Raw genomic sequence first — 16,751 nt, 5'->3', positions numbered from 1 at the left:
ACAGATTTGGGCCGCTTTGCGACCCTTCGCGGCGGTTCGGTGCCCCGACTTGCCCGCTCCCACAGGTACTGCACATCACATCAAATCGGTGCGATCGAAGTGGGAGCAGGCACGTCGAGCGCAGAGTCCGCTGCCGAGCGCTCGCGATTCGCCACCCCAAACGGCACGTGCACCATCGGCAAATCCCCCGCCGGCGACTGCAAATGGCTGCGCTGGTCATCAAAGAACACATGCGGTTTCAGGATCGACAACACCCTGGGCTTTTCCATCCCGCCCAAAAAGAAGCACTCGTCCGGCGATACGCCCCAGTCCTTCAACGTCGTCACCACCCGCTCATGCGAAGGCGCATTGCGCGCTGTCACGATCGCAATCCGCAGAATCCGTTTGTACGCCGGGTCCTCGGCCAACTTGCGGTCCTCGAGCATGCGAATCAGCGAAAGCTTGCGGTACAGGTCCGCCAACGGCCCCGGCGAATGCGGGATGCCCTTGCGCGCCCGCTCGTGCTCCTGAAACTCGTCCAGGTTGTCGTCGCGCTTGTACACGCGCTCGGCCTCGTCATCGGCAATCACCCCGTCAAAGTCGAAGGCCACCCGCAGTTCGGTGTCGATCTCGTCATCGTAGATGCGTGTCGGCAGCACCCGCCCGGCCGGGTAGTCGGCGTCGATGGCTTTCTGCACATCCTCCTCGTTGGCGCTGAGGAACAGCGAGGCATTGAACGCCGGGATGTACTCGTAGGGCGAGCGGCCCGACATGAACGCCGCGCGGGTGATGTCCAGCTGGTAGTGGCTGATCGAGCGAAACACCCGCAGGCCGGTTTCCGGCGAATTGCGCGACAGCAGCACCACCTCCACCGGCAACTGCTCGGGGAAGGCCTGGTTGATGCTCAGGAAGCGGCGAATGAACGGGAACGCCACGCCCTTGGGGAACGGTTCGTCCAGGTTCTGCTGCTGATGCTGGCGGTAAGCCTCGACGCCCTGGGTCTGGTAGATGTCGTCCGAGACGGTGAGGTCGAACAGCGCACTCGAAGCAACGCCAATGACCAGTTTCTGTTCGATGGGGTAGGGCATGAAACAACTCCTGAGCGTGAGCTGAAGGCAAGTGTACCGCGCGCTTCGCGGCGCTGTCGGCGTCAGATCAGGATGTAGTCGTTACGCACCACCACCGGCTCGTGTGCGCCTTCGACCAGGTGCACGAACTGGCCGGCCACCTGGTCGATCGCCAGGCAATCGTCGACATCCAGCAAGGCATCGGTATGCGGCTTCAGCCAGTCCGCCTGCATGCGTTGCTTGCCCAGGGCCTTGGCCTCGGCCTTGTTGTGGGCGGTGACCAGCAGGTAGCGGTGGGCCTCGCCGAATACCTCGCGTTCGTAGCCACCGAGGTTGATGAAGTACAGGCGCAGCGCACCAGGGGCAGGGGGCTGCTGGCGCAGTTCGATGCGTTGGCCGTCGATACCGTGCACTTCCAGCCACGAATCGATATGCAAACCTCGCGGGCTGCCGAACCAGGCCTGGCGCAATTGCGGGTAGGCCTGTTCGAAGGTGTCGGCCTGGGCGAACACCACATCGTGGACTTCGATCTTGGCGCCGGGGTGACGGCCTCCGAGCATGACGACGTAAAGCATGGGCGGTCCTTTGCATGGCTGATGTAAAAGTGCGTCATTGTACTGCCTGATTCGCGGATGCCGCTTTCATGGAACTGCACATGACTCATTGAATTGGCAGGGACCCTGTGGGAGCGGCTTTAGCCGCGAACACCGGCGCAGCCGGTGCCATGCACCGCGTTGGCTTCTTCGCGGCTAAAGCCGCTCCCACTGGGTATGCGCACCGCTTGCGAATTCAGTTCTCTTCGCGACAGCTCCGGCCTGACAGTTGCTCCACCAGAAAATCCACGAACACCCGCACCCGCGCCGGCATTGCCGGGCCGCCGACGAACACTGCATGAATCGGCTCCCGATCACCGGGGTTGTACGCCTCCAGCAACGGCACCAGCTGACCGCTGGCCAGGTCATCGGCCACGGTAAAGGTACCGATGCGCGCTACGCCGGCGCCGAGCCTGGCCAACTGCGCCAGGGCTTCGCCGCTGCTGCATTCGATATTGCCCGTCACCTTCAATGAGAACGCCTGCCCGTCGCGGCGGAATGGCCAGTCGGGGGCGGCGCGGCGGAAGTTGAAGCGCAGGCAGTTGTGCCGGGCCAGGTCCTCCGGCACAAGCGGCGTCCCACAGCGCGCCAGGTATGCGGGCGAGGCGACGATCACCTGGCCGGTTTCGCCAATGGCGCGGGCGCTCAACGAGCTGTCCGGCAGGTGGCCGAAGCGCAGCGCCACGTCGGCCTGGCCGCCGAGAATGTCGGCCACTTCGTCACTGAGGGTAAGGTCGACCAGCACCTGCGGGTAGCGCGCGCTGAACGCTGCCAGCAACGGCACCACGGTCAGCCGGCCATGGCCCAGCGCTGCGCTGACGCGCAAGCGCCCGCGTGGCACGCCCTGGTCGGTGATGGCCTCTTCCACTTCGAGCATGTCGGCCAGCACCCGCCGCGCACCGCGCAGGTACGCTTCGCCCTCGGGCGTGAGAGTGATCGCCCGGGTGGTGCGTAGCAGCAGGCGGGTGCCCAGCCGCTGTTCGGTGCGCGCGAGGATGCGGCTGACCGCCGAAGGCGTCAGCCCCAGCGCCCGGGCGGCGGCAGACAGGCTGCCCTCTTGTGCCACCTTGGCAAATATTTCCATCTCTCCGGATCTTCCACTGAAGTCCATTTGTGCCTCTTGAGCAAAGGTGGTTCGCAAAAACGCAGTCTAGTGCGGCTCAGCTTCGGATCGTAGCATTTGCAGCACAGATAAGGAGTTTGCCATGCGTATCAATCCACCGCTTGTCGCACTCGCCATCGGTGCCTTTGGCATCGGTGTCACCGAGTTCGCCCCCATGGGCATGTTGCCCAGCATCGCCACCGACCTTGGCGTCTCAATCCCGGCTGCCGGGCTGTTGGTCAGTGCCTATGCGATCGGTGTGCTGATCGGGGCACCGCTGATGACCCTGGCCACGGTGAAGGTCCCGCGGCGTTACCTGTTGATCGGCCTGATGGCCATCTTCACCCTGGGCAACCTGATGTCGGCCCTGGCCAGCGACTACGCCAGTCTGCTGGTCGCCCGCGTGGTCACCTCGCTCAACCACGGTGCGTTCTTTGGCATCGGCTCGATCGTCGCGGCCAGCGTGGTGCCGCCCGAGAAGCGCGCCGGGGCCGTGGCCGCCATGTTCATGGGGTTGACCCTGGCCACCATCGGCGGTGTGCCGCTGGCGACCTGGTTCGGTGAAATGCTGGGTTGGCGCACGGCATTCTGGGGCATCGCCGGGCTCGGCCTGGTGGCAATGACAAGCCTCTGGTATGCACTGCCCCATGTGCCGTCGCCCAAGGGTGACGGGGCCATGGCCGAAATCCGCGTGCTGGGTCGCGGGCCGGTGCTGGCGGCATTGCTGCTGACCGTGGTGGGCTCCAGCGCGATGTTCACGGTATTCACCTATATCGCGCCGATCTTGCAGAGCGAGGCGGCCGCGTCCACCACCTTCGTCACGGCCATGCTGGTGTTGTTCGGTGTCGGCCTGACCTTGGGCAACGTGTGGGGTGGCAAGGCCGCGGACCGCTCGATCGACCGCACCCTGATGCTGTCACTGGCCGTGCTGATTGCGGTGTTGCTGGTGTTCCCGCTGGTGATGGGCTGGCCGCTGCCGACTGCGCTGGCGATCCTGGTGTGGGGTGCGGCCAGCTTTGCCCTGGTGCCGCCGCTGCAGATGCGGGTGATGGAGGCGGCCAAGGATGCGCCCAACCTGGCGTCGGCGGTGAACATTGGGGCGTTCAACCTGGGTAACGCGATTGGTGCGGCGCTGGGTGGGGCGGTGATCAATGCCGGGCTGGGGTATTCGGCGGTTTCCCTGGCGGGGGCGGCGATGGCGGCGGTTGGATTGGTAATGGTCTTGATGTTTGCCTGGCGTGGGCGGGCGGTGGCGTTGAGGGATCGGGTAGCAGTTTAAGGGGCTGAGATCCTGGGGGCGCTTTGCGCCCCTTTCGCGACGCAAGGCCGCTCCCACAATGTTGCCATCACGGCGTACCGTTGCGGCCGTGCAGGTGATAGGCCGGGCGCTCGCTCAACCGCTCGTAATAGTCGCGCACGGCCGGCAGGTGCGGGTGCTCGAACGGTGTTTCGAACCAGCGGTTGACGGACAGGCCGATGGGAATGTCGGCCAGGGTGAACTGGCTGCCGGCCACATAGGCACCGGTGGCCGCCAGCTGGCGGTCGAGAATGTGCATGTAGCGCGCCCAGTCCGCACAGCCGGCGGCGAGGGCCTGAGGGTCCTGGTGGGCGGGCGAGTGCCTGACCAGTGACATGAACGCGTAGCTCCAGGAGCGGTTGAGGTCCGAGGCCTGCCAGTCGATCCACTGGTCGATCCTGGCCCGCGCCTGCGCTTCGCCCGGGTAGAACGCGGTGGCGCCGTAGCGCGTGGCCAGGTAGCGGATGATGCTGTTGGATTCCCACAGGGTGAAGTCGCCATCCTGGATCACCGGGATCATGGCGTTGGGGTTCAACGCAAGGAACTCGGCGCTGTCCGTGGGCTTGAAGCCCGCCCCCCAGTCTTCGCGCTCGAACGGAACCTCGAACTCGGCGCACGCCCACAGGACTTTTCGTACATTGATGGAAGAGGCTCTGCCCAGTATCCGTAGCATGGTGTTCGTCCTTGTGTGGGGGAACTTGATCGTCCGTCACTGCCGGGTGCCGGTCAAGAGCCTGGCCGGTGGCAGAGCGTCCCCTTTGTAGGATTCTTGTAGTCCATTTCCGAAAGTAAGCCTTTCCACCCCCAAGGTGATTGTGGCGTGGCAGGTAGCGCCCTAGTCTCGGCACGCTCGTAACCCCGAGGAATGGACATGGACAAAGACACTCCGAAAGAAGGCAGCAACCTTAATGTCGTGCGCGCAGCGGGCCGTTTTGGCAACGGCGGTGCCGAACTGGTGCAGATGAAACCGCAGCTGCCAATGCGGACGGCGCTGATGGAAGCCTCAAGCATCATGGGCTGCATTACCGAACTCACCCGCAAGGCCATCGACCGGCCTGGCGACCGCAAGGTGATGATGCAGGCCACGTACTATCTGGCAGGTATGGCCAAGGCGTTGATCGACGGCCAGTTGCATCAGTTGCGCCAGGCACGGGCAGGTGAGGAGCAGCCTTAGTCAGGCTTGCCTGGGGGCCGTGAACTTGGCACCCTTGGTCAGCTTGAATCGTCTGAATCACGACAGAAGGAAGTTCGCATTGAGCTGGGACAAGGTGGGGAAACTTCTGGTAGCCGTGCTGCTTGGCCTGATGGTTCTGCTGGCCGTCTATGGGCTGCTCAGAGGCAACCCGCGCCTGGAGGCATCGCTGACCTATGCCTACCTCACCTATCCCAGCCAGTTCAGCGAACGCATCAGCAAGGCCAGCGAGCAGCTCAAGTACGAGCAGTTGCAGGGGCGTATCAACACCATCAGCGAGGGCGGGCTGAGCCACGATCAGGTCGAGCGCCTGATCGAAATGGCCCAGGCACCCTATGCCCAACTGTTCGCCAAGCCCTTCGAGGCCGGGCTGGTCGACCACCGCACCGGTTTGCTCATCGAATTGCGCAACAGTGGTGATGCACAGGTGCGTCAGGTGAAAATCCGCCTGCCAGCCAAGGGCCTGGTGCAGGTGCGCGACGCTGCGGGCAACGACACCATCCTGGAAACCGCCACCATGCAAGTGGATATCCCCGCCATCGAGCCGGGTGGCGCGTGCAAGGTATGGGTGTACTTCGATGCGGACTACTCGCAGATCCGCCAGAGCGGGGTCAGCATCAGTCACGCCAATGGTAAGGCCGATGTGCAGGTGTACCGCGAGGTCATCGGCTTCCCGGCCTGGGTGGCCCGCTACAGCCGTGAGCTGATGGTACTGCTGGGCGTATTGGCGGTCAGCGTGCTGGGCCTGGGGTATGCCTGCCTGTCGCGGCGCCGCGTGGTATAGCCCCGGCGGGCGTGCCTTCAGGTCAAGGGTCATTTGCCGCAAACTCAACAATCGCCCGTTGACAACCCTCTATAGTGCTCGGCATTACAAGACCTATGCCGAGCCTGCCCGATGATCCCTTCCCTGGACTCCATTTTCTCCCGCCTGCGCCTGCGTCAGTTACGCCTGCTCATCGAACTGGACCGCTGCGGCTCCCTGCACAAGGCGGCCGAGGCCATGGCGATTTCCCAGCCCGGGGCCACCAAGGCCTTGCGCGAGGTAGAGGAGGTGCTGGGTGTGCCGTTGTTCCAGCGCCTGCCCAGCGGGCTGGTGGCCAATGACGTAGGTCGTTGCGTGGTGCGTTATGCGCGGTTGATCCACAGCGACCTGGGGCACTTGCGCGAAGAGGTGCTGGGCATTGTCCAGGGCCAGGGCGGGCGGCTGGCGGTAGGCAGCATCATGGGTGCCATGCCGACCCTGGTCGGCGCCCTCGGGCGGCTGCGCAGCAGGCAGCCGCAACTGGCGGTGGAGATCGCCGAAAACACCAGTGCCAACCTGCTGGCCCAGCTCGATGAAGGGCGCCTGGACCTGGCCATCTGCCGGCCAGGGCTGGGCCGCAACGCGGCAGACTATGCCTTTGTCGAACTGGCCCAGGAGCCGCTGGCGGTGGTCGCGCACCCACGGCACCCGCTGGCCGGGGTAGCGGCGCTGGAAGTCGGCGACCTGAGCCAGTACCGCTGGATTGTCTACCCGGCCAACATGCCCATGCGCCAGGCGCTGGAGCGTGAGTTGAGCGAAGCGGGGGTGGAGGTGCCACGCTACCCGCTGGAAACCTTCTCCACCTTCGCCACCTTCATGCTGCTGGAGGATGACCCGACGCTGGTGGCGGTGATCCCCAGCGCGGTGGCGGCCTTTGCCGAGCAGCGCGGCTTGCTGGTGTCGCTGGCAGTGCAGCTGCGGGCACTGAGCGAGCCGTTCGGCATCGTGCACCGGGTGGCAGCGCCGCTGTCACCGGCGGCGCGCTTGCTGGTAGAGGAGTTGACTGCCGGTTGAAACCTGTAGCGGCCCCTGTGGGAGCGGGCGAGCCCGCGAACACCGGCGCAGCCGGTGCCATCCACCGCGTTGCCTGCTTCGCGGGCTCGCCCGCTCCCACAGGGGCTTGCAATCCCAAACCTCAGAACTGCCGCTCGCGGTAATCGATCAAGCTGGAAAACACCGCAATCAACACCGCCGCCACCACGAAGAAGATCAGCGCAAAGAAGTAATCCCCGGTGAACTGCACGATCAGCCCGATCACGATCGGTACCAGCACCCCGGCCATGTTGCCGCAGAAGTTCATGGTGCCACCCAGCACGCCGGTGCGCGACGGCCCGCCGATGATCGCCGGCAGGCACCAGTACATCCCGCACCAACGGATGAAGAACATCGCCACGCACAGCAGGCTGATCACCGCGACGGTTTCGCCCGCATAGGCTGCTGCCAGGATGCACACCGCTGCCACCAGCGCCGAACCGCTGAACAGGGTGCGCATCACCAGGTTCGGCGAGGCACCGCTGGCCCGCCAGCGGTCACCGATCCAGCCGCCGATCAGCTCGCCGACAAACCCGCACATGAAGATCAGGAAGGTCGCCCCACCCATGGCCGAGATGTTCAGGCCGTGGGCCTTGTGCAGGTAGCTTGGCATCCAGGTCAGCAGGCCATAGAACACCGCCAGGATGCAGCTGTAGCCGGCGAACATGGCAAAGATCGAACGGTCCTTGAGCAGCTCGCGCAGCGGCAGGCTGGCCTTGGCTGCCGCGGCATGGGCGCTGGCGTTGCCTTCGGTGATGTGGCGCAGCTCGGCCTCGTTCACCCCTGGGTGCTCGCTGGGGTGGTTGCGGATGTACTTCCACGCCAGGATGCCGGCCAGTACGGTACCGACCCCCGCCACCACGAAGGCCAATCGCCAAGAGCCCAGCCAGGCAATCAACCCGGAAATCAGGATCGCCCCCAGGGCGCTGCCCAGCGGCGCGCCGCCGTCCACCAGTACTGCGCCACGGCCACGTTCGTTAGGCGTCAGCCAGGCACCATTGAGCTTGGCCCCGGCGGGCATGATCGGCGACTCGGCCACGCCCAGGCCGATGCGCGTCAGTAGCAGTACCAGCCAGTTGTGCGAGGCCGCGCCCAGCGCCTGGAACAGGCCCCAGGCCACGGTTGCCGCGCCAATGATGCCGCGGGTGTGGAAGCGGTCCAGCAGCAGGCCGCCAGGGATCTGCATCAAGGCATACGACCAGAAGAACGCACTGAGCATCAGCCCTTCCATGGCCGGTGTCAGGTTGAATTCGGGGGCGATCAGCGGCAGCGCCACCGACAGCGAGGCGCGGTCGATGTAGTTGATTGCGGTCAGCAGCAACAGGATCAGGAAGATGCGCCAGCGCACCGTGGTCATCGGGGCCGCGGCGGGCAGCGCCAGGTCGGCCGGGGAGGGGATGGTCTTCATCGCGGGAGCTCGTTGTTGTGATTATCGGGAGGCGTAGCAGCTACGCAGGCCGATTGTTGGAGCGCTGCCGGCGGGGCGGGTAATGAAAAGAGCTGATCCGCCAATAACGCCTGCTTATTACCCGGGCAGGGGATAAGCAGTGGTTATTGGCGGATCAGCTCTTTTCATTATCGGCGGCCCTGGCCCGCGCTCTAGATTGCCCCGGCACGGCCCGCCAGCGTCACGGTGGGCACAACAAGAACAACGCAGTTGCCTGAGGACCCCTCATGAGCCAATTCCAGTTCCATTTCCCCACCCTTGCCAAATGTGGCGCGGGCCTGGCCGACCAGGCCGGTGCGCTGCTCAAACCGTACCTGGACGGCCCCCTGCTGGTGGTCACCGACCAGGGCCTGATCGACGCTGGCATCCTGGCCGGTTTCTTCGCCTCGCTGGAGCAGGCGGGTATCGACTACCAGCTGTTTTCAGACGTTGAAGCCAACCCCAGCACCGACGTGCTGGACGCTGCCGTCGCACTGCTGAAAGCGCGCAATTGCACCTCTGTGATCGGCGTGGGCGGCGGTAGTAGCATCGACACCGCCAAGGGCGTGGCGGCGATGGCCACCAACCCTGGCAACATCCTCGACTACGAGGGTTACGACAAACTGACCCAGCCACCGCTGCCGATCTTCGCCATCCCGACTACCTCCGGTACCGGCAGCGAATGCACCGCGTCGACCGTGTTCACCAACAAGCGCACGCTGTTCAAGACGGTGATCGTCAGCCCGCGGCTGTTCCCGCGCCTGGCCATTCTCGACCCGGCACTGACCCTGAAACTGCCCGCGGCCATCACCGCCGCCACCGGCATGGATGCGCTGACCCACGCCATCGAGTCGTATGTGTCGCGCCAGGCCAACCCGATCAGCCAGGCCATGGCCCTGCAAGCCATTCGCATGATTGCCGGCAGCCTGGAAAAAACCTACTTCGTCGGCACCGACATGGACGCCCGCGAGCAGATGCTGCTCGGCTCGTTCCTGGCCGGGGTGGCGTTCTCGCAATCCAGGCTGGGCAACGTGCATGCCATTTCCCATACCTTCGGTGGGGTGTTCAACATTCCCCATGGCATCGCCAACGCCGCCCTGCTGCCTTACGTGATCAAGTTCAACCTGCCGGCCTGCCCGGAGCGCTTCCGCGACATCGCCATTGCCCTGGGCGCCGATGTGACCGGGCTCAGCGTGGAGCAGGCCGCGGCGCGCACGGTAGAGGCGGTGGTGGCCCTGAACCAGGCCATCGGCATTCCCGCGACCATCCGTGAACTGGGTGTGGACCTGGAGTTCCTGCCGCAGATGGTCAGCGACTCGATGCGCAGCGGCAACGTGCTGGTCAACCCACGCCTGACCACGGCGCGCGATGTCGAGCGCCTGATCACCGACGCCTACCACGGCAACCTCTGAACCTTTAGCGGAACCACGACCATGTTCTATGAAATGCGTACCTACACCCTGCACATCGGCAAGATGAAGCAATACCTGGAGCACTTCGAAAAGGAAGGCTTGCCGGTGATCTCACGCTACGCCAAGCTGGTGGGCTGGTGGTATACCGAGATTGGCGAACTGAACCAGGTGGTGCACATCTGGGCCTACGAGAGCCTTGACGACCGCATCGAGCGCCGCGCCGCCCTGTACCGCGATGCGGACTGGCTGGAGCGCTTCATCCCGGTGGCCTTTCCGATGCTGGTGCGGATGGAATCGAAGCTGTTGATGCCTGCCGCGTTTTCGCCGATCCAGTGACCCTGTAACTGCATTGCATCAAGGAGCAACCCAATGGATCTAGGCATTACCGGCCGCTGGGCCATCGTCTGCGCGGCCAGCCAGGGCCTGGGCAAAGGCTGCGCCGAAGCGCTGGGCAAAGAAGGCGTCAACCTGGTCATCAATGCCCGCACCCAGGCCACCCTGGAGCAGACCGCTGCCGAGTTGCGCGCGGCCTGCCCGGGCATCGAGGTGCGCACCGTGGCCGGGGATGTCGCCGACGCCGAGGTGCGCCAGGCGCTGCTGGCAGCCTGCCCGCAGGTGGATATCCTGGTCAACAACGCCGGAGGCCCGCCACCGGGTGACTTCCGTGACTGGGGGCGTGAGGACTGGCTGAAGGCACTGGACGCCAACATGCTTACCCCCATCGAGCTGATCAAGGCGGTGGTCGATGGCATGGCCGAGCGCGGGTTCGGCCGGGTGGTGAACATCACCTCCGGTGCGGTGAAGGCGCCGATCGATATTCTTGGCTTGTCCAATGGCGCACGCAGTGGCCTGACCGGCTTCATCGCCGGCCTGGCCCGTCAGCAGCGCCTGGCGGGCAGTAACGTGACGCTGAATAATCTGCTGCCGGGGGCGTTCGACACAGCGCGCCTGCAGAAGACCTTGAAGGCGGCAGGTGGCGATGTAGAAGCCACCGCACAGTCCCGGCGCAAGGCTATCCCGGCGGCGCGCTTTGGTAGTGCCGATGAGTTCGGCGCCTACTGCGCGTTCCTGTGCAGTGCGCATGCCGGGTACATCACCGGGCAGAACCTGCTGATCGATGGCGGGGCGTATCCCGGTACCTTCTGAATCGCCTGACTGAACTGTCATTCGAAACAAAATGCAGGCCCCTGTGGGAGCGGGTTCACCCGCGAACAAGGCGACACGGTGTATGGCACCGGCTTCGGCGGTGTTCGCGGGTAAACCCGCTCCCACGGGTACCGCGTCAGCCTTGAGGTGCGGCGATCAGTGAATCGCTACGGGGTTGATGTTCACCTGGGTCGAGCCCTTGTACAGCGGCTGCCCAAGCACGAACAGGAACTCGAACGCCTTGTCCTTCACCAGCGCGCGGGTGTCGATCAGCTCAAGGTTGTAGATGCCACGCTTGGCCAGCATGAACTGGTTGACCGGGAATTCTTCACCGGTCGGGTTCGGGTACACCTCCGACGCCCAGGTGTCGCCACCAAAGGCAACGATGCCCTGGTCCGCCAGCCACTCGGCCGCCGGCAGGTCGATGCCCGGTTCGGTGGCGAGGAACTGCTGGTTGTCCTTGCCGATCAGTTCCAGCCAACCGGTGTTGAACAGCACCACGTCACCCTTGCGCAGGGTAATGCCTTCTTTCTTCAGCACGGCCTTGATGTCATCGACGGTGATCGAGGTGCCGCCCGGCACGATGGCTTTGCCGTAGTGAGCGGTCATGTCCAGCACCACGCCGCGGGTGACCATGGGCGGTACTTTCTCCACACCCAGCTTGGTCACGCCTTCGACGGTGACGAAGTCGGCCGCCTTGTTGCCGTTGTAGTAGACGTTGTCGATACCGATGTGGCCGATGCCGTTGAGCTGGGTGCCGACGCCGGTCCAACCGTTGACCAGTTCATCGTTGAACGTGAACTTGTTGCGGCCCAGGGTCTGGCCAGCCTGCTCGCCGGGCTGGATGTTGTACAGGTGGAAGCTGCGGTGGCGGAAGGCTGGCAGGTCCTTGCTCACCGGCACGGCCAGCGGGTAGGTCTTGCCGGTCTTGACCAGGCCGACCGCCTGCCTGACCACTTCGGGAGTGAGCAGGTTGGCGGCGCCGATTTCATCCTGTTTGCCGTAGGGCGAGGTCTGCCAGTCGGCGGCCAGGGTGGCCTGGGCAGTGCTCGCCAGGGCGACGGCGAGCAGCAGGGGCTTGAAGCGTTTCATCGGGTACTCCTGATGGTGAGGCGTTGTCAGGAGCAGATTCTGCGCAGGGCCCGCTATGGGAAAAAGCGGCCCGGGGGACAATGACTTTTGCTTGCCGATCAACAACCACTCTCGTGCAGCGCCAGGCTCTGGCGCAACTGTTCGAGCATGGCCTGGCGCAGTGCCTGCGGCGCCTGCACGCGGATCGAGCCGGCCTGGGACAGCAGCCAGCCCATCAGCGCGCGGTTGTCGTCGACGGTGGCGACCAGCGTGGCGCCGCCGTCCGCTTGCGGCGTCAGTTGCATATCTGCCGACAGTGGCGACGCTTCCAGGCGCCTGGCAAGCGCAGCATCGACCCAGGCGTGCAACTCAACCTGTTCCGGGGGTGTGAGCGCATCGGGCTGCAGCTGCTGCGCTTCACCCAGGCTCAGGCCCGGTTGCCAGTACCAGCCGTAGGGCATGCCTTTGCTGTTGCACTGCAGCGGGAACAGCGCCGCGAGCTCGACCAGGTCGCGTTCGACGGTGCGTTTGCTGGTGATATGGCCAACGGTTATCAGGGCCGCCTGCAGCTGGGTGGAACTCATCCCTGGGTGACGGCCGGGCAGCAGCTTGAGCAACTGCCACTGGCGGGCGATGGTGTGACGGGTAGGGTGGCTGGGCAAAGGGCTCGTCCTTGAAGGCAGGCACGAAGCCTGCCTGAGTAGTGGCGTTTAGCTATCGGTCAGCATACCTTGTCACGGAATGGGATCCAAGTTCTCCTCACGGCTGTTAGTCGAGGCGTGTCACCCATTTGCCTGCGCCTAGGCCTTCTTTCAGCTGCTGCAGAGCCTGTGGCAATGCCGAGAAGGCGAACTCTCGGCGCTGTGGCGCGATCAGGCGGCCATCGGCGACGGCCTGCAGCAGTCGTTCACCGGCCACGCGCAGGGCCTGGCGATCCGCCAGCCGGCCGTGGGCATGAATGCTGTTGAGCGCCACTTCATGCAGCGAGATCGCCGTGCTGAAGGCGGGCGTTGGTGCGGTTTCCTGGCCGTTGTAGCCGAGCAGGTAGGCAAGGCTGCCGGCATGGGCGCCGCTGACGGTGTCGAACAGGGCATGCAGCGGGCGCTCGCCCAGGGCGGCCTGCAGTTGGTTCTGCCAGTCGGCGTCGTGGTAGTCGAACACGCCGCTTACGCCGAGGGCCTTGAACAGCGCTTCGGTGGACGGGTAGCCGGGGTTGAATTCAGATAGCCAGGCTGTCGACCACGCCGCCGTCGACCCGCAGCGCTGCGCCGGTGGTGGCGGAGGAGTAAGGGGAGGCGAGGTACACCGCCAGGTGGGCGACTTCGTCGACATCGGCGGCGCGCTGGATGATCGAGCTCGGCCGTGCGGTACGCACGAAGTTGTCGGCTTCTTCACGAATGCTGCGCCCGGACGCCTGGGCTGCATCGGCTACCAGCGCAGCCACGCCGTCGGTCAGGGTTGGGCCGGGCAGTACTGCGTTCACGGTTACCCCGGTGCCGGCCAGGCGCTTGGCCAGGCCATGCGATACCGCCAGGTTGGCAGCCTTGGTGACGCCGTAGTTGATCATGTCGGCAGGGATGGCGATGCCCGATTCCGAGGAGATGAACAGGATCCGCCCCCAACCTTTCTCGACCATGCCCGGGGCATAGTGACGGGCCAGACGCACGCCGCTCAGCACGTTGGTGTCGTAGAAGCGCGTCCACTCGCTGTCGGCCACGTCGAAGAAGTCGACGTCGTCGTAGATGCCCAGGTTGTTGACCAGAATGTCGGCCCGTGGGTGGGCGGCGAACAGGGTGTCGGCACCGGCGGCGGTGCCCAGGTCGGCGACCACGCCGTGGATCTGCCCACTCCCACCTTGCTCGCGCAGTTCGGCCAGGGCGGCATCCAGCGACTTCTGGCTGCGGCCGGCAATGACTACGTCGGCGTTTGCGCGGGCCAGGCCGCGGGCGATAGCCAGGCCAATACCGCCGGTCGAGCCGCTGATGATGGCGGTGCGTCCGCCGAGGTCGATGTTCATGGAATGGCTCCTGTGGTTGGGTTGCATCGATAGGAGCCATCCTAGTGAAGCGCAGTCAGACTGTAAAAGACGTAATTCGACTGAGTTAAGACCTACATGGACTTATCAAGCCCTTCCTCGGCCAATGCCAGCACCCGCTCGCGGAAAATGCCCACGATTGGCCGCAAGTCGACCTGGTGCCAGACCGCCCACAACTGCTCGCTGGGCTGGAACCAGTCCAGCTTGCGCAGCACCACGGTTGGCCCGGCGCTGGCCGACAGGCTGCTTTGCACCATGGCCAGGCCCAGGCCGGCGGACACCAGGCCGAGTACGCTCAGCGGGTCGGTAGCCTCCAGCGACAGGCGCGGGGTGAAACCGGCATCACCACAACGGGCAATGAAATCGTCGCGCTTGTTGACCTGGTCGGGCTGACCACCGGTGATGATCCATTCCTGCTCATGCAGGTCGGCGGGGGTCAGCCGGGCCTTGCTGGCCAGCGGGTGCGCGGCCGGGATGGCCAGCAACAACGGGTCGTCCAGTACCGGCTGGCCGCGCAGGTCGGGGTCGTTCTTTGGCGGCGGCTCGCAGACCAGGGCAATGTCCAGGCTGCGCTGACGCAGGCCTTCGAACTGCTCGTTGGGGGGCATGTTGTACAGCGCAATGTGAATGTTCGGGCGCTCGCCACGAATGGCCCGCACCGCGCCAGGCAGCACGCCGGCATGAATGGCGTGGTTGATGTAACCGATGCACAGCCCGCCTTCCTCGCCGCGGCCCAGGCGCTTGCCCAGCGATTCCAGGCGCTCGGCATGCTTGAGCAGGCCACGTGCCTCGGTCAGGAAGGTGCGCCCGTCCCTGGTCAGGTACAGGCGCTGGTTGCGCCGTTCGAACAGGGCCAGGCCCAGGTTGTCCTCCAGCTGGGCGATCTGCCGGCTGAGGGGAGATTGGGAAATATGCAGCTGCTCGGCGGCCCGGCCGACGTTCTCGCATTCGGCGACGGCCACGAAGTAACGCAACTGACGTAGATCTTGCATGAGACCTCCGGGGACTTAACTGTTGATGATTATGACTTTGGCGGTCTCGATCTGGCCAGCCATGGATGCGCTCACTTCGTCGGTTGAGCATGCCGACCAGGACTTGGCGGTGTTCAACCCAAGGGGAGGGCTTTGCCCTCCATTCGCGGGCACGCCCGCTCCCACAGGTACCGCGCTGTTTCAAATGCAGCGCAGTACCTGTGGGAGCGGGCGTGCCCGCGAATGCATCTGTCCAGGCCCCACAAAAGCTTGATCCTTTCGCAACAGCCCGACCACCACCTTTGCTTCAGAGGCAAAACTCATTGTCCCGCCCCCGTCTTTTTCCCATCCCCGCGTCCCCCCGAGAATTCACCCATCCCAACCTTCCACAGGTGATTCTCAAATGCCTCTCGCCTTGTTAGCCCTGACCTTGGCGGCCTTCGCCATCGGCACCACGGAGTTCGTGATCGTCGGCCTCATCCCGACCATCGCCAATGACCTGGCGGTCACCCTGCCTTCGGCCGGCCTGCTGGTCAGCCTTTACGCCCTCAGCGTCGCCATCGGCGCACCCCTGCTCACCGCCATGACCGGCCGCGTACCGCGCAAGCTGTTGCTGGTCGGCCTGATGGCGCTGTTCACCGCCGGTAACCTGGTGGCCTGGCAGGCGCCCAGCTACGAATCGCTGATCATGGCGCGCATCCTCACCGGCCTGGCCCACGGGGTGTTCTTCTCGGTCGGCTCGATCATCGCCACCAGCCTGGTGCCGAAAGAAAAAGCCGCCAGCGCCATCGCCACCATGTTCAGTGGCATGACCGTGGCCTTCGTCACCGGCATTCCGCTGGGTACCTTCATCGGCCAGCACTTCGGCTGGCGCGTGACCTTCCTGGTGGTGGCCGCGTTCGGCCTGGTGGCGCTGCTCGGCGCGCTGCTGTTCGTGCCCAAGCGCATCCAGCACAGCCAGCCGGCACCGCTGCTGCGCCAATTGCGGGTGATGCTGCAACCGCGCCTGCTGCTGGTGTATGCCATGACCGCCGTGGGTTACGGCGGCTCGCTGGTCGCCTTCACCTTCCTTGCCCCGATCCTGCAGGACATCGCCGGCTTCGGCGCCAACAGCGTTGCCCTGGTGCTGCTCGCCTACGGCGTATCGGTTGCCCTGGGCAACATCTGGGGCGGCCGCCTGGCCGACCGCAAAGGCCCGGTCAAGGCACTGTCGATCATCTTCCTGCTGCTGGCCATGGTGCTGCTCGCGCTGACCTTCACCGCGCCGCATCCGGTGCTGGTGGTAGTGACCGTGCTGGCCTGGGGCGCAGTGGCCTTCGGCAATGTGCCGGGCCTGCAGGTGTACGTAGTGCAGCAGGCGGAAAAGGTCGCCCCCGATGCCGTCGACGTGGCCGCCGGTTTCAACATGGCCGCCTTCAACCTGGGTGTGGCCGGTGGTTCCTGGGGCGGTGCCCAGGTGGTGCAGCAACTCGGCCTCGGCCACACCCCCTGGATCGCCGCACTGGTCACCCTCGGAGCCCTGGCCCTGACCCTGTACAGCGGCCGTCTCGACCGCCGCGTGCCTGCCCAGCCACAACCTGTCGTCAGCCGCGCCTGACCCCTGATTCGACTTACGGAGATGCTCGC

The 16,751-nt window shown here is 65.0% G+C and carries 18 protein-coding genes; 8 read left to right on the top strand and 10 right to left on the bottom strand.

The annotated features are described in order from the left end of the window. Positions 1-80: 80 nt before the first annotated feature. The 3 genes from MKK04_RS16115 to MKK04_RS16105 all read right to left on the bottom strand — a co-directional run bounded on the left by MKK04_RS16115 (position 81) and on the right by MKK04_RS16105 (position 2,750). Positions 81-1,067, bottom strand: a complete 987-nt coding sequence (locus MKK04_RS16115; protein ID WP_207836770.1) for a 5'-nucleotidase — start codon at positions 1,065-1,067, stop codon at positions 81-83. Between the two features lie 62 nt (positions 1,068-1,129). Continuing rightward, positions 1,130-1,621 carry a DUF1543 domain-containing protein gene (locus tag MKK04_RS16110; protein ID WP_207836768.1) on the bottom strand — a complete coding sequence of 164 codons (492 nt, stop codon included), beginning with the start codon at positions 1,619-1,621 and terminating at the stop codon, positions 1,130-1,132. Positions 1,622-1,835: 214 nt separating this feature from the next. Then, positions 1,836-2,750 carry a LysR substrate-binding domain-containing protein gene (locus tag MKK04_RS16105; RefSeq protein WP_063913773.1) on the bottom strand — a complete coding sequence of 305 codons (915 nt, stop codon included), beginning with the start codon at positions 2,748-2,750 and terminating at the stop codon, positions 1,836-1,838. Between the two features lie 94 nt (positions 2,751-2,844). Between MKK04_RS16105 and MKK04_RS16100 the strand changes: the two genes are divergently transcribed. Further along, positions 2,845-4,020, top strand: a complete 1,176-nt coding sequence (locus tag MKK04_RS16100; RefSeq protein ID WP_233693558.1) for an MFS transporter — start codon at positions 2,845-2,847, stop codon at positions 4,018-4,020. A 67-nt stretch (positions 4,021-4,087) separates the two neighbouring features. Here the strand turns inward: MKK04_RS16100 and MKK04_RS16095 are convergent, their stop codons facing one another. Next, the gene (locus MKK04_RS16095; protein ID WP_063913771.1) at positions 4,088-4,711 is read right to left on the bottom strand and encodes a glutathione S-transferase family protein; all 624 of its coding nucleotides are present in this window, start codon (positions 4,709-4,711) and stop codon (positions 4,088-4,090) included. A gap of 198 nt (positions 4,712-4,909) precedes the next feature. Between MKK04_RS16095 and MKK04_RS16090 the strand changes: the two genes are divergently transcribed. The 3 genes from MKK04_RS16090 to MKK04_RS16080 all read left to right on the top strand — a co-directional run bounded on the left by MKK04_RS16090 (position 4,910) and on the right by MKK04_RS16080 (position 7,046). Beyond that, on the top strand, positions 4,910-5,212 hold the full coding sequence (locus tag MKK04_RS16090) for a DUF3077 domain-containing protein (RefSeq protein WP_233693556.1): 303 nt from the start codon (positions 4,910-4,912) through the stop codon (positions 5,210-5,212). Positions 5,213-5,291: 79 nt separating this feature from the next. Beyond that, positions 5,292-6,014 (top strand): hypothetical protein, encoded by a 723-nt coding sequence (locus MKK04_RS16085; protein WP_207836282.1) that lies wholly within the window; start codon positions 5,292-5,294, stop codon positions 6,012-6,014. A 111-nt stretch (positions 6,015-6,125) separates the two neighbouring features. Next, positions 6,126-7,046 carry a LysR family transcriptional regulator gene (locus MKK04_RS16080; protein ID WP_063913767.1) on the top strand — a complete coding sequence of 307 codons (921 nt, stop codon included), beginning with the start codon at positions 6,126-6,128 and terminating at the stop codon, positions 7,044-7,046. A 121-nt stretch (positions 7,047-7,167) separates the two neighbouring features. Here the strand turns inward: MKK04_RS16080 and MKK04_RS16075 are convergent, their stop codons facing one another. Then, positions 7,168-8,472 carry an MFS transporter gene (locus tag MKK04_RS16075; protein ID WP_241105672.1) on the bottom strand — a complete coding sequence of 435 codons (1,305 nt, stop codon included), beginning with the start codon at positions 8,470-8,472 and terminating at the stop codon, positions 7,168-7,170. Between the two features lie 266 nt (positions 8,473-8,738). Between MKK04_RS16075 and MKK04_RS16070 the strand changes: the two genes are divergently transcribed. From MKK04_RS16070 to MKK04_RS16060, 3 genes are read left to right on the top strand one after another with little or no spacing between them, the layout of a single operon-like run. Further along, positions 8,739-9,902: an iron-containing alcohol dehydrogenase gene (locus MKK04_RS16070; protein WP_241105671.1), complete on the top strand. Its 1,164-nt coding sequence runs from the start codon at positions 8,739-8,741 to the stop codon at positions 9,900-9,902. Between the two features lie 21 nt (positions 9,903-9,923). Beyond that, on the top strand, positions 9,924-10,238 hold the full coding sequence (locus MKK04_RS16065; protein WP_013972037.1) for an NIPSNAP family protein: 315 nt from the start codon (positions 9,924-9,926) through the stop codon (positions 10,236-10,238). Between the two features lie 33 nt (positions 10,239-10,271). Next, positions 10,272-11,048 carry an SDR family oxidoreductase gene (locus MKK04_RS16060; RefSeq protein ID WP_207836261.1) on the top strand — a complete coding sequence of 259 codons (777 nt, stop codon included), beginning with the start codon at positions 10,272-10,274 and terminating at the stop codon, positions 11,046-11,048. A gap of 156 nt (positions 11,049-11,204) precedes the next feature. Here MKK04_RS16060 and MKK04_RS16055 read toward each other — a convergent pair whose 3' ends face one another. The 5 genes from MKK04_RS16055 to MKK04_RS16035 all read right to left on the bottom strand — a co-directional run bounded on the left by MKK04_RS16055 (position 11,205) and on the right by MKK04_RS16035 (position 15,146). Further along, entirely contained in the window at positions 11,205-12,140 is a 936-nt protein-coding gene (locus MKK04_RS16055) for a cyclase family protein (RefSeq protein ID WP_233693553.1), read from the bottom strand. 98 nt (positions 12,141-12,238) lie between these two features. Beyond that, on the bottom strand, positions 12,239-12,781 hold the full coding sequence (locus MKK04_RS16050; protein ID WP_241105670.1) for a WYL domain-containing protein: 543 nt from the start codon (positions 12,779-12,781) through the stop codon (positions 12,239-12,241). A 106-nt stretch (positions 12,782-12,887) separates the two neighbouring features. Then, a complete protein-coding gene (locus MKK04_RS16045) occupies positions 12,888-13,280 on the bottom strand; it encodes a hypothetical protein (protein ID WP_233687997.1) in 393 nt (130 codons plus the stop codon). A 58-nt stretch (positions 13,281-13,338) separates the two neighbouring features. After that, positions 13,339-14,136 (bottom strand): SDR family NAD(P)-dependent oxidoreductase, encoded by a 798-nt coding sequence (locus tag MKK04_RS16040; RefSeq protein ID WP_207836255.1) that lies wholly within the window; start codon positions 14,134-14,136, stop codon positions 13,339-13,341. A 92-nt stretch (positions 14,137-14,228) separates the two neighbouring features. Continuing rightward, positions 14,229-15,146 carry a LysR family transcriptional regulator gene (locus MKK04_RS16035; RefSeq protein ID WP_241105669.1) on the bottom strand — a complete coding sequence of 306 codons (918 nt, stop codon included), beginning with the start codon at positions 15,144-15,146 and terminating at the stop codon, positions 14,229-14,231. Positions 15,147-15,528: 382 nt separating this feature from the next. On the opposite strand from MKK04_RS16035, the gene MKK04_RS16030 reads away from it, so the two are divergent. Then, entirely contained in the window at positions 15,529-16,722 is a 1,194-nt protein-coding gene (locus tag MKK04_RS16030) for an MFS transporter (protein ID WP_241105668.1), read from the top strand. The last annotated feature ends 29 nt before the right edge of the window (positions 16,723-16,751 follow it).

The organism is Pseudomonas sp. LS.1a, assembly GCF_022533585.1.
In the GTDB taxonomy this organism is placed as follows: domain Bacteria; phylum Pseudomonadota; class Gammaproteobacteria; order Pseudomonadales; family Pseudomonadaceae; genus Aquipseudomonas.
Note: the sequence above shows the minus strand (reverse complement) of the source record. Positions and strands in the feature narration are given on the sequence as shown.